We start from the raw sequence: 12759 nt of genomic DNA on the forward strand, positions 1-12759 counted from the left end.
TGAAGAGCTGGGGTCTCTGGCTCGGCGGCATGCCCAGTTTTCAGTCGACCCGATTCCAGTGCGCGAGCTTGTCGGTTCCGAGCACGATCCAGACATCCCGGATGAGAGCATCATCGGCATCCAGAAGGACAGCTGCGACGACGGCACCATCCCTTCGACCGAGCAGCCCCGTCGTTCCGTTGATCGAGCGCGGTTCGAGTTCGCAGAGTGGAGTCCTCAGTGCGGCGCCGATCAGATCGAGTGCCTCGCGCATGCCGAACGCTGGCACTTCCGTGCCGGCAAGCACCCCACCGCTGTCGACGACGACGCGCACGTCCTCGGAGAGGAGCGCGGCGAGACGGTCGCGATCGCCGGAGGAGCAGGCAGAGCCGAACGCTTCGACGAGGGCCGGATTCGCCGGCTCATGACCGGCTCGCCTGCTCGATGCTCGCCGCATGTGCTCGTTCCTCACCGACGCCATCGTCATCGTGCTGCACCGGCACCATCCGTTCCTCGAAGAAGAACTCGGACAGCCTTGCCCGCAGCCGGTCGGTGAGATGCAGGTGTCCATCATCGTCGGGTCGCGCCGTCACGGGCAGATAGTCACCCGCGCTTCCCAGATGCCAAGCCTCGCCGGCATCCACTTGCCGATGCACCTCGACGTATTCGCCACCCGGAAGCCGCACAATGCGACCGGTCTCGTAGCCATGCAGGAGGATGTCACGGTCCTTGTGCTGCAGTCCGATGGCGACGCGCTGGGTGAGGACGAACGCGATGATCGGTGCGATCAGCAGTGCGACTTGCAGGAACACGACGACGGACTCGACGGCCAGGCCGAAGTGCGTGGCGACGAGGTCGGCACTGCCGGCGCCCCACAGCACGCCGTAGAAGACCATGGCCGCCACGCCGGTCGCGGTGCGCACGGGCATGTTCCGCGGACGGTCGAGCAGGTGGTGCTCCCGATGATCTGCCGTGACCCATTCCTCGATGAACGGGTACGCCAGGATCGCGATCAGGAACGCACCCACCACCGCCAGCGGAACGAGAACCGACAGCGTCCAGGTGTGCCCTAGCCAGACGAAGTCCCAGCCGGGAGGCACGAGTCGGAGCGCTCCGTCGAGGAACCCCGTGTACCAGTCGGGCTGGCTGCCTGCCGATGCGCCGGCCGGGTCGAAAGGTCCGTAGAGCCACACCGGATCAACCGTCACGAATGCGGACACCAGAACGAGCACACCCGCGACGATCGCGAACAGGCCACCATCGCGTGCGGCGTGGTTCGGCCAGAGCGGCAGGCCGACGACGACCCGGTCGCTGGCGCCTGGCACCGGGAACTGGGGCGGCTTATGCAGCCAGGCGCTGCGCGCGCGCAGCACGAGCAGCGCCACCAGGAGCACGGGAACGATCGCGACGTGCAGCGGGTACAGATGCTCGATGATCGACCCGGGGAACTCGCCGCCGAACAGCAGCGCCGACAGCCAGGTGCCGACAACGGGAATGCCGAGCACGATGCCCTGCGTGATCCGCACTCCTGTTCCGGAGAGCATGTCGTCGGGCAGGGCGTACCCGCTCCAGCCGCCGGCCAGGGCGACGATGAGGATGCCGAACAGCAGCACCCACATGCCCTTGCGCGGCCGCCTGAACCCGCCCGTGAAGAAGGTGACGAGCAGCTGCAGGATGATCGCGGCAGGCAGCAGAAGCGCCGCCCAGTGATGCGCCTGCCGCAGCAACAGGCCGCCGCGAACGTCGAACGAGATCGAGAGGGTCGAGCGCAGTGCCTCGGACATGACCGAGCCGTGCAGCGGCGCGTACGAGCCCTCGTATCGCACCTGCGTGCCGGACGGCTGGTAGAAGAACATCAGCGCTATGCCCGTCACGAACACCACGACGACGCAGGCCAGGGTGACGATGCCGAACAGGTTCGTCCAGTGCATGGCTGCGTGGCGGTGCCGCAGCTCTGTGCGGAAGGCTATGAGTCGACGACCGGTGACCGACGAGGTGATGGCGCGAGACATCCGCTCGGTGGCCGAAGGGTGGTGACGGCGATCGACGGGCATCAGAGGCTCGGCTCGTACGAGTGCTGTGATGCCGGTCGGCGCTCGGCCTGGGCTGCCGGCATGTAACCGCGCGGGTCGATGACCGTGATCTCCGCTTCGTCCGCTCTCAGCCGCTTCTCCAGCTTCCACGCCGTGTAGAAGCCCGCGTATTGGCCGCCGACGATGAGGATCCGACGCATGATGTGCCCCCTGTCTCATTAATAGAGACCGGACAGCGGGCCGAAACGTGACAGATCCGTGCCACGAGGTGCGAATGATCCTCGATCTCGCGGTCAGTCAGGGAGAACGAGAGGCAGGTCGCCTAAGCGGGTTGGAGGGCGGAGAGCTTGGCAGGGTTGAGCACCCACATGAGCTTCTGGATGCCGTCCGCGTCGGCATCCAAGGTCACGACGGCGAAGACAGAGCCGTCGCGCTCCAGTGCGGCCGCCGGCGCTCCGTTCGCCTCGAACTCCCGAACGCTGGCCCCCGACCAGAACCGGTCGGCGAACGAGCGGTAGTACTTCGCCACGATTTCGCGACCGCGCACCGGGATGCGGGACGCCCCCTTGATGCCGCCGCCGTCGGAGTAGCTCACCACGTCGGCGACGAAGATCTTCTCGAGAGCATCCATATCGCCCGACCGTGCCGCAGTGAGGAAGGCCTCAAGGAACTCGCGGCGTCGCGCTGGGTCGACCTCGTGCTTCGGCCGCTCGGCGGCGAGGTGCTTGCGCGCTCTGCTCACCATCTGGCGTGCCGCCGGCTCCGAGGTCTGGACGATGCGTGCGATCTCCGGATACGGATAGTCGAACGCCTCGCGCAGAACGTAAGCGGCCCGCTCGGTGGGCGGAAGCTTCTCGAGCAGAACGAGCACGGCGAACTCGAGCGCCTCGCCCTTCTCCGCGCCGAGCAGCGGGTCTTGGCTGGTGTCGACGGGCTCGGGGAGCCATGGACCGATGTAGGTCTCGCGCCTGGCGTGGGCGGACGTGGCTGCATTGATCGCGAGCCGAGTAGAGGTCGTGGCGAGGAACGCGGCCGGTTCTCGCAGCTGCGACTTGTCGTAGTTCTGCCAGCGTAGCCAGGTCTCCTGCACGATATCTTCGGCATCGGCCACCGTGCCGAGCATGCGGTAGGCGATCCCGAAGAGGCGACGGCGCACGGCCGCGAACGTCTCGGTCGCGTACGCGAGGTCCTCGGATGCGGTGTCGCCGGGCATGCTTGATGGTATCCAGACGGGCGGGACCGACCCATCGCCGTCCCGCCCTGCCTGTCAACGGCTGCGTTGGGCGTCGAGCCACTCCTCGAAGCGTGTCGCGCCATAGCGGTGCTCGTTCACGCTGGGGTCGTTGCCCGGCGTGAGAGAACGGTCGTCGACCGCGCCGCCGAAGTACCCGGCATCCGGATCGGAGACGACGGTGCGGGCATCGCCCCGCGCCTGCAGGATGCGTGTGGCCAGGTCGGCGAGCCGCAGCGGCTCCGGTCCAGCCAACTCGATCACCTCGTTGGCGGGTTCCCGCACGGCGATCTCCGCAAGCGCGGCCGAAACGTCCGCTGCCGCGATCGGCTGCATCAGCACGGTCGACAGGTGAGCGGTATCGCCGACCGTCGCACCGTCGATGAGCGCGGGGATGAACTCGAAGAACTGGGTGGCACGCACGATGGTGAACGGCACATGGCCGGACTTCACGAGGTTCTCCTGGGCGACCTTGGCGCGCATGTAGCCGATGTCGGGCATCCTGTCCGCCCCCACGATGGACAGCACCAGGTGGTGACCCACCGCGGCGCGCTCGGCCTCTTCGACGAGGTTCGTCGTCGACTTCTCGAAGAAGTCCAGCACCGCCCCGTCTTCGAACGACGGCGAATTCGGGATGTCGACCAGCACGTCGGCACCGGCGAGCGCCGAGGCCAGCCCTTCGCCCGTGACGCTGTTGATTCCGGTGGAGGGTGAAGCGGGCACGACGTCATGGCCGTTCCCGCGCAGAATCTCGACGAGCCTGCTGCCGATGAGGCCGGTTCCTCCGACGACGACGATCTTCATGATTATCCTTTCCTGTTGCGACGGAACAGGTGTTCCGTGCGTTCATCAACTCGGACCGGGCAGCCCTTCGATCTGTGACGGCTTCTGGGGATGCGAGTGGAATTCGTTCCGGCGAGCTGTGGCGCCCGCCGGCCGCCGACGTTCAACGCAGGCTCACGTGGTGCGAACGATGGGTTGCGGGAATCGGGGCGACGGCGCCGTCGGTGAGGGCGGTAGTCACCGCCGGCGGATTGCGGATGCCCACAGCCGCGACGAGACCGCCCGTAACTGTCGCGAGGGCCGCGGCTGCCACCAGCGTGTGGAAGTCTGCGACGTTCGCAAGCCCCGCGCCTCCCACGGATCCCGCAAGGGCGACCGCGATCAGGCCGGCGACGCGCGACACCGCATTGTTCACAGCCGACGCGATCCCCGATCGTGCACTCGAGACTGCACCGAGCACGGTGGCGGTGAGCGGAGCGACCGTGATCGCCATTCCGAGGCCGAACGCCGACACGGCCGGGAGCACCTCGGTGAGGTAGTCGGCGTGTTGGCCGATCCGCAGCATGAGCGCGAAACCGCCGCCCGCAACGATCGGGCCGATCGTCATCATGATGCGCGGACCCACCTTGGCGCTCAGTCGGCCGAATGCCGCAGACAGCGCGATCAGCAGGATGCTCGATGGCACGGTGGCGAAGCCGGCGAGTGTGGCCGAATATCCGGCACCCTGCTGAAGGAACAGTGCGAGGGCGAACATGCCGATCCCGAGACCGCCGTACACGAAGGCGGTCGCCACATTGCCTGCGGCGAAATCGCGGATGCGGAAAAGTCCGAGTGGCAGCAGGGGGTGCTTCGAGCGGCGTTCCCACAGGAGGAACGCCGCCAGTGTCGCAGCCCCTACCAGCGTCGCCGCCAGAATGAGGGGCGACGACCATCCGTATCGCGGACTCTCGATCAGGGCGAAGATCGGCAGCCCCAGCCCAACGACCGCCAGCACCGCGCCGATCACGTCGACGCGGGCATCCGCGGATCTCGGCGGGTCGGCGTGCAGGCGCCGCATCAGCACGAGCGTCGCTGCGATCGGCAGCACGTTGATGCCGAAGACCCAGCGCCACGAGAGGCTGTCGACGAGCACACCGCCCAGGATGGGGCCGGCGATGCTGGCGACGCTCGTGATGGCCGTCCACGTGCCGATCGCCTTCGTCTGCTCCGAGCCGTCGAAGGTGCCGAAGATGAGCGCCAGGGAACTGGGCACGAGCAGTGCGGCCGCGACGCCCTGCACGCCGCGTGCGGCGATGAGGAGCCCGATGTCAGGCGCAACGGCGCATGCGACGGATGCGACACCGAAGCCCACGAGTCCCCAGAGCAGAACACGCTTGCGACCGAAGAGGTCGGACAGCGATCCTGCGAGCAGGATGACCGAACTCAGGCTGAGCAGGTAGGCGTCCACGACCCACTGCTGGCCCGCCAGCCCGCCGCCTAGCTCGCGATCGATCGCGGGAAGCGCCACGTTCACGACGCTGCCGTCGAGGAACGCGACGAAGGAAGCCAGAATGGCCACCGCCAGCACTGTTCGCTTCGTCGATCGTCCGGCGCCCGATCGATCACTCGGCCGCCCCGATGTGTTCCGTCGCGCTTGTGCGCTCTGCGTCGCCATGGAGTCCTCCTTCATCGGCGTTTCGCTCCGTGTCGTCTGAACGGCGCATCGCCCGCCCGCTAAGACCGAGTGCCGGTGCGATCTGTGACCGACGGGTCACAACGACGACGGGTGCCCGGTCATAGCTCGCGTCGGCCGATCGGCGCCGACCAACACAAGGACAGGTAGGAGGAGAGCGCAATGAAGGTCGTCGTTATCGGGGGAACCGGACTGATCGGATCGAAGGTGGTAGCCAAGCTCACCGCTCACGGCCACACGGCAGTCGCGGCGTCGCCCAACTCAGGAGTGAACACGCTCACCGGCGAGGGGGTGGACGACGCACTGGCGGGGGCCGACGTGGTCGTCGACGTGTCGAATTCGCCGTCGTTCGCCGACGACGCGGTGATGGACTTCTTCACGAAGTCGACGAACACCTTGATCGAGGCCGAGCGGAAGGCTGGTGTGAAGCACCACGTGGCGCTCTCGGTCGTCGGGACCGATCGCCTCACCGACAGCGGGTACATGCGCGCGAAGGTCGCGCAGGAGAAGCTCATCGAGGGCTCAGGCGTCCCATACTCGATCGTGCACGCCACTCAGTTCTTCGAGTTCGTGAAGTCGATCGCGGATGCCGCAACCGACGGTGACGTGGTGAAGCTCGCTCCCGTGCTGATCAAGCCTATGGCGGCCGAAGACGTCTCGACGGCGGTGTCACGTGCCGCCGTCGGCTCGCCCACCGGCGGCATCCACGAGGTGAGCGGTCCGGAGGAGTTCCACCTCAACGAGTTCGTCGCAAAGGGGCTGGCCGCCCGGCAGGATCCGCGCACCGTGGTCGTGGATCCGGGCGCCACCTACTTCGGCGCCATCCTGAGTGAGCGGGAGCTGGTTCCGGCACCCGACGCCGAGGCGTACAGCACCACGTTCGCCGAGTGGCTGGCCGCCGCGAAGTAACCGCCCGCCGTGACGGCGACGACCCGATGCGTCGCCGTCACGGCGCGCCAGTCAGTCACGGCGCGGAATCAGAGGTCGCGCCGTCCCCGGATGCGGCCGACCCACACCACAAGCGCGCCGACGGCGGCGATCCCGACGGCGATCCCGATCACGTAGGCGATGGCCCCGCCGTACCCACCCGTGGTCGGTGAATTCGGGTCTAGGAACGGGTAGGGATACCACGAGGCGCCACCCGTCGCCGGGTTGGTCACGAGCGGGCCACGCACCATCGTGTAGACGACCCAGACCAGCGGGAAGATCAGAGTCAAGGCGATGGCGCCCCAGCCCAGGCACCTGCGCCGCGGCCCGACGAACAGGTCGATGAGCAGGAAGATGGGCGCGATGACGTGCAGCACCTCGTTCGACCACGGCACGGTCGTTCCCTGCGGCAGCTCGATCCCGCGCAGCAGAGTGTTGTAGACGATGCCGGTGATCCCCATGTAGGTCGTGACGCACGCGAGCGAGATGGCGAGCGAGCGCGGCTCGGGCGAGGCATCCGTGCGGCCACGCAGGCAGAACCACACGACGGCCCACAGCATCACGGCCACCGTGAGCACGTTGGAGAGGATCGTGAAGAAGCTGAAGAAGTTCGTCACGGTCGTCGCCACGTCACGGTGGTGTGTCACCGCTCCGCCGAACGTGGTGACGGCTTGAGCGATGATGGCGGCAGCGACCACGACGGCGATGGCGGCACGCAGCGCCGTCCACGTCCAGGTCCATGCGGGGGTGCGCAGCATGGACCACACCCTATTGGAGACCGGCCGCGCCCCGAGATGTAGTCGAGCGGATGCCGCCTCAGCCTTGCGAAGCCGGCGCGGGTGAACGTCGCCTGAGCCTGGGCGCGAGGATTCTCACGCACAGGTTCCACAACCAGCCGATCAGCAGCGCGCCGGCCGTACCGGCGAGCAGCGCACCGAGGATGTCTGTCGGGTAGTGCGCGCCGACGTACAACCTCGACCATGCGGTCACCGCCACGAAGAGGATGCCCGCCACGGCCACCACGATGCGCGTCACCGTGCCGCGCGCCACCGTGAGCACCGCGATGGTGAGCGTGACGGCGAACACGGTGTGCCCGCTCGGATAGCTCAGGGTCGCGTGCGTGACGTTGAGCTGGTGCGAGACCGCGCTCAACGGCGGCCGGAGCTCGCCGACGATCGCCTTCGGCGCCAGACACAGCACCCACCCGGCGCCGGCTATGACCACAGCCGCCAGGGCGCGAAGCCACGAGGAGAGCAGTCCTATCACGACAGCGACTACGACCAGGATGACCGCGACGACGACGACCGAGTCGAGCCTGTCCAGCGCCTTGGCCAGGGCGTCGTGCAGCGGGCTGTGCGCCGCGTTCAACGCGCGGTCGACGCTGAGCTGTGCTGTAAGCCACGGCTGGGCGGCCTTGGCGCCGAAGCCCAACGCGAAGGTCGCAGCCCAGAGCACGATGGCGATGAGCAGCGCGCCTGGCGGCAACGACACGAGCGGAGTGGGTTTGGTCCGATGCGCCGACATTGGGCCAGTCTGTCCGGTCTCGGCTGCGAAGACCCGCTTGGACGTGCCGTCAGCCGCTGTGAGTTCCCACAGGACGCGTCATGCGCCGGATGTGCTCGGCGTGCCCTCGTCTGTGCTCGCCGTGCTCGACGAGTCACCGGTCCCGACGTCGGTGCTCTGCTCGTCGGTGCTCTTCTGGCCCGTGCTCTGCTCGTCCGCGGCTCGTTCCGGTGCTAGGCGCCTGCCCGCCTCGATGGCGAGCGTAGAACCGATCACGCCCGCGACGAGGGCGAACACCGCCCAGCCGGCGCCCCATTTCGAGCGACCGAACAGGGCGTCGACGGATGCCTTGCCCGGCCTCTCCGCTAGCAGCAGCGCGGAGGCCGCCATCACGAGATTGAACTCGTAGCCGCCCTTGGTGTTCCAGATGCCGTTCTGGGCATGCACCTTTCGCACGGCCGTCGCCATGGTGGCGATGAGCCCGGCGGATGCCAGCGGCGTCGCGGCTCCAAGCGCGAGAGCAGCACCTCCGGCAGTCTCGGCGAGCGCGGCCGTCCGGGCCTGCAGCTTGGCGGGATGCATGCCGAGGGCATCCATCGTCTTCTCGGTGTTCTCGATGCCACCGCCGCCGAAGCGGTGGGTCAGCTTCTGCAGCCCGTGCCCGACGAACAGCAGGCCGACGACGATTCTCAGAATGAACGTGCCCATGATCGATCCCCTCCGATTCGAGCCGGCGTTCTGTTCTCAACCCACGTTCTGTTCTATACGTCTGCCCCGGACTTGTACACGGCACTGCTCACAGCGATCTCGCAGCCAGGAGCCGGGCATCCGGGAACTTAGCAGCCACCGGGCTTGTTCCTATCAGTGCATGGAGTTGTCGGACCATCGGGCCGACAATGAGAGAGCAACGAAGAGGAGACCACGTCATGAGCACAGAGGCCGTGAGCAGCCAGTCCACGAGCAATCGACCGACCAGGACCGAGCGGGCGATACTCGCGGGCGGATGCTTCTGGGGAGCGCAGGAACTGCTCCGCAAGAAGCCGGGCGTGATCTCAACGCGCACCGGATACTCCGGAGACCCGAACACCCCGAACGCCACCTACCGCCGCCACGGCGACCACGCGGAGTCGGTGGAGATCATCTTCGACCCGGACGTGATCAGCTACCGCGAGGTGCTGGAGTTCTTCTTCCAGATTCACGACCCGTCGACCAAGAACCGTCAGGGCAACGACATCGGGCGCAGCTACCGCTCCGCGATCTTCTACACCTCGCCGGAGCAGGAGCGCGTGGCGCGTGAGACGATCGCCGACGTCGACGCGTCTGGACTGTGGCCAGGCAAGGTCGTGACCGAGGTCGAGCCTGCCGGTGCGTTCTGGGAGGCCGAGGAGGAGCACCAGGACTACCTGCAGAAGTACCCGCAGGGCTACACCTGCCACTGGGTGCGCCCGAACTGGCGTCTTCCCCGTCGTCAGGCCGCGCAGACGGCGTAATGGCCGGCGGCGCCGGCGGGGCTGGGCCAGCCCGAGTCGCCGCTCACCACTCGGCATACCCGCCGTCGGCGCCGGACAGGACGGGAGAGTTCTCGGTCTTCGGGTCCGGCGGCGCTGCGGCAGCGGCTCGCACGGCATCCTCGTCGACCTCCACGCCGAGCCCCGGCCCGGTCGGTGGCAGCACGTAACCGTTCTCGAACCGGAACGGCGTGCTCGCGATGAACCGCTGCCAGGGATGCCCACCCGACTCGTGCACCGCGAGCGGAGACTCCTGGATGAGAAAGTTGTCGATCGCCAGATCGATCTGCAGGCACGCGGCGAAGGCGAGCGGGCCCGTAGCGCAATGGGGTGCGAGGTGAACGCCGTGCACGCCGGCATAAGAGGCGATCCGCATCACCTCGCTGATGCCGTGAGCATGGGCGAGGTCCGGCTGCAGAACTGCGATGCCGGTGCCGATCACATCCGAGACCTCCCAGCGGTCGTAGAGGCGTTCGCCTGTCGCTATCGGGATGCTCGTCGAAGCGCAGATCCGACGCAGCTCGCGCTGCAATTCGGGCGGCTGCGTCTCTTCGACGAAGAGCGGATCGATGGTCTGCAGTCGGTCGAGGAGTCGCCTGGCAGCGGGCACGGAGAACCTGCCGTGCAGGTCGAATGCGAGATCCACGCCCCTGCCGACCGCTTCGCGCATGGCTGACCACTTATCGACGAGGGCATCGAGTATGGCGGGGGACTCGAGGTACCGCACCGGTGGTGCGGGAGCCAGCTTCAGCGCGGTGTAACCGGCAGCCACGAGTTCTCGAGCCCTGTGCACCATCTGTTCGATCGGCGCCTCATGCACAGACGTGTAGACGCGCACCCGGTCCCTGGTCGGTCCGCCGAGCAGCTCGTACACGGGAACGCCCAGCGCCTTGCCCTTGAGGTCCCACAGTGCCTGGTCGATACCCGCCACCGCCGAACCGAGCACCGGCCCCCCGCGGTAGAAGCCGCCCTTGCGCAGCCGCTGCCAGAGCAACTCGATGCGGCGGGCATCCTCGCCGAGAAGGATGTCTGCGAGCTCGCCCACGGCCGCCTCGACAGTGCGCGAGCGGCTCTCCAGTGTCGCTTCGCCCCAGCCGACGAGCCCGGAGTCTGTCCCGATACGGACGAGGCAGAAGCGCTGGGAGACCCGCAGTGTCTCGACCGAAGTGATGCGCATCAGCCCTTCACGGCTCCGCTGTTGCCGGCCGCCCGCAGGATGTCGCGCTGGAAGATCATGAACAACGCGACGGGCACGAGCACCGAGACGAACAGCACGGCCATGAACTGGGCGAGAGGCATGGTGTGCGAGAGCGACGGCAGCACCACCGAGATGGGCTGAGACGCAGGGTCTGGGAGGGCGAGAAGGGGCCACAGGAAGTCCTTGTAGCTCCCGATTGCGCTCAGCAGCGCGACCACTCCGATGACCGGGCGGGACAACGGAAGCACGAGTGAGAAGAAGATCCGGAACGGGCCCGCGCCGTCGATGCGTGCAGCCTCGAAGATCTCACCAGGGATGCTTGCGAAGAATCGCTGCACGAGCAGGATGTTGAAGGCGCTCGCCGCGGCCGGGAACCACACGGCCGGGTACGTGCCGAGCAGGCCCAGATCGTTCACCGTGAGGTAGAGCGAGACCAGCGAGATCACGCCGGGGATGAAGAGCGTTGCGAGCACTGCGACGAACACGACCCTGCCGTACTTCGGCTTCAGCACGGCGAGGCCGTATCCGCCCGTCGTCGCGACGATGAGGGCCAGGATGGTCGAGCCGCCAACGGTCCACAGGGTGTTGAGGAAGTACGTTCCGAAGTTCACCTTCGCCCACGCCTGGCTGAAGTTCTCCCAGTGCAGCCCGGTCGGCCACAGCGAGAACGGATTGGCGAGGATCTCGTTCGACGTGGAGGTGGCCGCCTTGAACAGCCAGACGAGCGGCCCGACGCACGCGATCGTGACGGCGACGAGCAGCACGACGGTCAGCACCAGGATGACGATGCGCGGAGCTCGCCGCTTCTTGTCCAGCGCCGAGACGATGCTCCGTTCGCCGGTCTCGAACGCCTGACGGCGACGGATGCGGGGTTGGTCGATGACGCGGCTCATGAGTTGCTCCAGCGGCGGGTCAGGCGCAGGTAGACGAAGGAGAGGATGCCGAGACCGATCGCCAGCAGCACGCTCAGCGCGGTCGCCGTGCCGTAGTTCCCGGAGACGAATGCGTAGCGGAAGATCAGCATCAGGATCGTCAGGGTGTGGTTCTCGGGGCCGCCGCCGGTCATGACGTACGGCTCGGTGAACACCTGGAAGGTGCCGATCAGCTGGAGAAGCAGCAGCACGAGGATGACGCCGCGCAGCTGCGGGAGGGTCACGTGCCAGATCCGCTTCCAGATGCCGGAGCCATCCACTTCGGCCGCGTCGTACAGCTCCGTCTGCACGCCCATGATGGTGGCCAGGTACACGATGGTCGCGGTGCCGAACGAGGCCCACGTCGCCTGCAGCACGATCGAGGGCATCGCGAGACCCGCACTGTTCAGCCACGGCAGCGGGCCAACCCCGAACCAGCTGAGCAGGGTGTTGAACACGCCGTGCGGACCTGGGTCGTAGAACGTCTGCCACAGCAGCACCGCCGCAACGGGCGGAAGGATGACGGGCAGATAGACGAACGCGGCCGCCAGCTGCCGGGATCGCCTCAACTCCCCGATGGCCACGCCCAGCACGAGCGGAACGGGAAAGCCGATCACGAGCGCGAGCAGAGTGAACCAGGTGGTGTTCAGCACGGCGGTGGGTAGGAGCGGATCGCTCAGCACCTTTCCGAAGTTGTCGAACCAGATCCACTGCGTGGAGATGAAGTTGGTCTGCTCCATGCTCAGCGGCAGCGACCTGAGGATCGGCCACCAGCTGAACAGGGCGAACACGATGATCGTCGGCAGGAAGAAGACGAGCGTGGAGAGGCCGCCTGCGCGCACCCAGCGACGCACACGACCGCCTGATCTTCTCGCGGTCGAGGTGCGGACATCCGATGACGCGGGCCGGGAGATGCTCGTTCGGACTGCTGAGGCATCGGTTGCCTGGCGTCGTACGGTGGCGATCGTGCGAGCCGGCGGAGTTATTCGAGTCATCGGGTGAAACTCCCTGTAG

General features: G+C 67.2%; 14 protein-coding genes. 2 read left to right on the forward strand and 12 right to left on the reverse strand.

Going from position 1 to position 12759, the window contains the following annotated elements; genetic code table 11:
* Window positions 1-40 precede the first annotated feature (40 nt).
* From ACO2Q7_RS11965 to ACO2Q7_RS11990, 6 genes are all read right to left on the reverse strand, one after another.
* A complete protein-coding gene (locus tag ACO2Q7_RS11965) occupies window positions 41-436 on the reverse strand; it encodes a hypothetical protein (RefSeq protein WP_423355821.1) in 396 nt (131 codons plus the stop codon).
* On the reverse strand, window positions 402-2033 hold the full coding sequence (locus ACO2Q7_RS11970) for a cytochrome b (protein ID WP_423355822.1): 1632 nt from the start codon (window positions 2031-2033) through the stop codon (window positions 402-404). Before ACO2Q7_RS11970 ends, ACO2Q7_RS11965 begins: the two co-directional genes overlap by 35 nt.
* Window positions 2033-2212 carry a hypothetical protein gene (locus ACO2Q7_RS11975; RefSeq protein ID WP_423356026.1) on the reverse strand — a complete coding sequence of 60 codons (180 nt, stop codon included), beginning with the start codon at window positions 2210-2212 and terminating at the stop codon, window positions 2033-2035. The genes ACO2Q7_RS11970 and ACO2Q7_RS11975 overlap by 1 nt, the downstream gene beginning before the upstream one ends.
* A 122-nt stretch (window positions 2213-2334) precedes the next feature.
* Window positions 2335-3225, reverse strand: coding sequence for an RNA polymerase sigma-70 factor (locus ACO2Q7_RS11980; protein WP_423355823.1), 891 nt, complete (start codon window positions 3223-3225; stop codon window positions 2335-2337).
* A gap of 54 nt (window positions 3226-3279) precedes the next feature.
* Entirely contained in the window at window positions 3280-4047 is a 768-nt protein-coding gene (locus ACO2Q7_RS11985; RefSeq protein WP_423355824.1) for an SDR family oxidoreductase, read from the reverse strand.
* A 142-nt stretch (window positions 4048-4189) separates the two neighbouring features.
* The gene (locus ACO2Q7_RS11990) at window positions 4190-5584 is read right to left on the reverse strand and encodes a DHA2 family efflux MFS transporter permease subunit (RefSeq protein WP_423355825.1); all 1395 of its coding nucleotides are present in this window, start codon (window positions 5582-5584) and stop codon (window positions 4190-4192) included.
* A 276-nt stretch (window positions 5585-5860) separates the two neighbouring features.
* Between ACO2Q7_RS11990 and ACO2Q7_RS11995 the strand changes: the two genes are divergently transcribed.
* On the forward strand, window positions 5861-6607 hold the full coding sequence (locus tag ACO2Q7_RS11995) for an SDR family oxidoreductase (RefSeq protein ID WP_423355826.1): 747 nt from the start codon (window positions 5861-5863) through the stop codon (window positions 6605-6607).
* Between the two features lie 68 nt (window positions 6608-6675).
* On the opposite strand, the gene ACO2Q7_RS12000 is transcribed toward ACO2Q7_RS11995, so the two are convergent.
* The 3 genes from ACO2Q7_RS12000 to ACO2Q7_RS12010 all read right to left on the reverse strand — a co-directional run bounded on the left by ACO2Q7_RS12000 (window position 6676) and on the right by ACO2Q7_RS12010 (window position 8836).
* Window positions 6676-7383, reverse strand: a complete 708-nt coding sequence (locus ACO2Q7_RS12000; RefSeq protein WP_423355827.1) for a Pr6Pr family membrane protein — start codon at window positions 7381-7383, stop codon at window positions 6676-6678.
* A 58-nt stretch (window positions 7384-7441) separates the two neighbouring features.
* Window positions 7442-8149 (reverse strand): phosphatase PAP2 family protein, encoded by a 708-nt coding sequence (locus tag ACO2Q7_RS12005; RefSeq protein ID WP_423355828.1) that lies wholly within the window; start codon window positions 8147-8149, stop codon window positions 7442-7444.
* Between the two features lie 78 nt (window positions 8150-8227).
* Complete coding sequence (locus ACO2Q7_RS12010; RefSeq protein ID WP_423355829.1) at window positions 8228-8836, reverse strand: DoxX family protein; 609 nt, start codon at window positions 8834-8836, stop codon at window positions 8228-8230.
* 218 nt (window positions 8837-9054) lie between these two features.
* Between ACO2Q7_RS12010 and msrA the strand changes: the two genes are divergently transcribed.
* A complete protein-coding gene (gene msrA / locus ACO2Q7_RS12015; protein ID WP_423355830.1) occupies window positions 9055-9618 on the forward strand; it encodes a peptide-methionine (S)-S-oxide reductase MsrA in 564 nt (187 codons plus the stop codon).
* A 43-nt stretch (window positions 9619-9661) separates the two neighbouring features.
* Here the strand turns inward: msrA and dgoD are convergent, their stop codons facing one another.
* Genes dgoD through ACO2Q7_RS12030 form a run of 3 tightly spaced genes read right to left on the reverse strand, consistent with a single transcriptional unit; the run spans window position 9662 to window position 12740 of the window.
* Window positions 9662-10813, reverse strand: a complete 1152-nt coding sequence (dgoD, locus tag ACO2Q7_RS12020; RefSeq protein ID WP_423355831.1) for a galactonate dehydratase — start codon at window positions 10811-10813, stop codon at window positions 9662-9664.
* On the reverse strand, window positions 10813-11727 hold the full coding sequence (locus tag ACO2Q7_RS12025; protein WP_423355832.1) for a carbohydrate ABC transporter permease: 915 nt from the start codon (window positions 11725-11727) through the stop codon (window positions 10813-10815). Before ACO2Q7_RS12025 ends, dgoD begins: the two co-directional genes overlap by 1 nt.
* Window positions 11724-12740, reverse strand: coding sequence for a carbohydrate ABC transporter permease (locus tag ACO2Q7_RS12030; RefSeq protein ID WP_423355833.1), 1017 nt, complete (start codon window positions 12738-12740; stop codon window positions 11724-11726). Before ACO2Q7_RS12030 ends, ACO2Q7_RS12025 begins: the two co-directional genes overlap by 4 nt.
* Window positions 12741-12759: the final 19 nt, after the last annotated feature.

The organism is Rathayibacter sp. KR2-224, from assembly GCF_049446075.1.
Classification (GTDB): Bacteria; Actinomycetota; Actinomycetes; order Actinomycetales; family Microbacteriaceae; genus Humibacter.

Excerpts from the sequence above, each read along its gene's own strand:
- ACO2Q7_RS11965 (WP_423355821.1), bottom strand. The coding sequence starts at position 436 with ATGCGGCGAGCATCGAGCAGGCGAGCCGGTCATGAGCCGGCGAATCCG.
- ACO2Q7_RS11970 (WP_423355822.1), bottom strand. The coding sequence starts at position 2,033 with ATGCCCGTCGATCGCCGTCACCACCCTTCGGCCACCGAGCGGATGTCT.
- ACO2Q7_RS11975 (WP_423356026.1), bottom strand. The coding sequence starts at position 2,212 with ATGCGTCGGATCCTCATCGTCGGCGGCCAATACGCGGGCTTCTACACG.
- ACO2Q7_RS11980 (WP_423355823.1), bottom strand. The coding sequence starts at position 3,225 with ATGCCCGGCGACACCGCATCCGAGGACCTCGCGTACGCGACCGAGACG.
- ACO2Q7_RS11985 (WP_423355824.1), bottom strand. The coding sequence starts at position 4,047 with ATGAAGATCGTCGTCGTCGGAGGAACCGGCCTCATCGGCAGCAGGCTC.
- ACO2Q7_RS11995 (WP_423355826.1), top strand. The coding sequence starts at position 5,861 with ATGAAGGTCGTCGTTATCGGGGGAACCGGACTGATCGGATCGAAGGTG.
- ACO2Q7_RS12000 (WP_423355827.1), bottom strand. The coding sequence starts at position 7,383 with ATGCTGCGCACCCCCGCATGGACCTGGACGTGGACGGCGCTGCGTGCC.
- ACO2Q7_RS12005 (WP_423355828.1), bottom strand. The coding sequence starts at position 8,149 with ATGTCGGCGCATCGGACCAAACCCACTCCGCTCGTGTCGTTGCCGCCA.
- ACO2Q7_RS12010 (WP_423355829.1), bottom strand. The coding sequence starts at position 8,836 with ATGGGCACGTTCATTCTGAGAATCGTCGTCGGCCTGCTGTTCGTCGGG.
- msrA (WP_423355830.1), top strand. The coding sequence starts at position 9,055 with ATGAGCACAGAGGCCGTGAGCAGCCAGTCCACGAGCAATCGACCGACC.
- dgoD (WP_423355831.1), bottom strand. The coding sequence starts at position 10,813 with ATGCGCATCACTTCGGTCGAGACACTGCGGGTCTCCCAGCGCTTCTGC.
- ACO2Q7_RS12025 (WP_423355832.1), bottom strand. The coding sequence starts at position 11,727 with ATGAGCCGCGTCATCGACCAACCCCGCATCCGTCGCCGTCAGGCGTTC.
- ACO2Q7_RS12030 (WP_423355833.1), bottom strand. The coding sequence starts at position 12,740 with ATGACTCGAATAACTCCGCCGGCTCGCACGATCGCCACCGTACGACGC.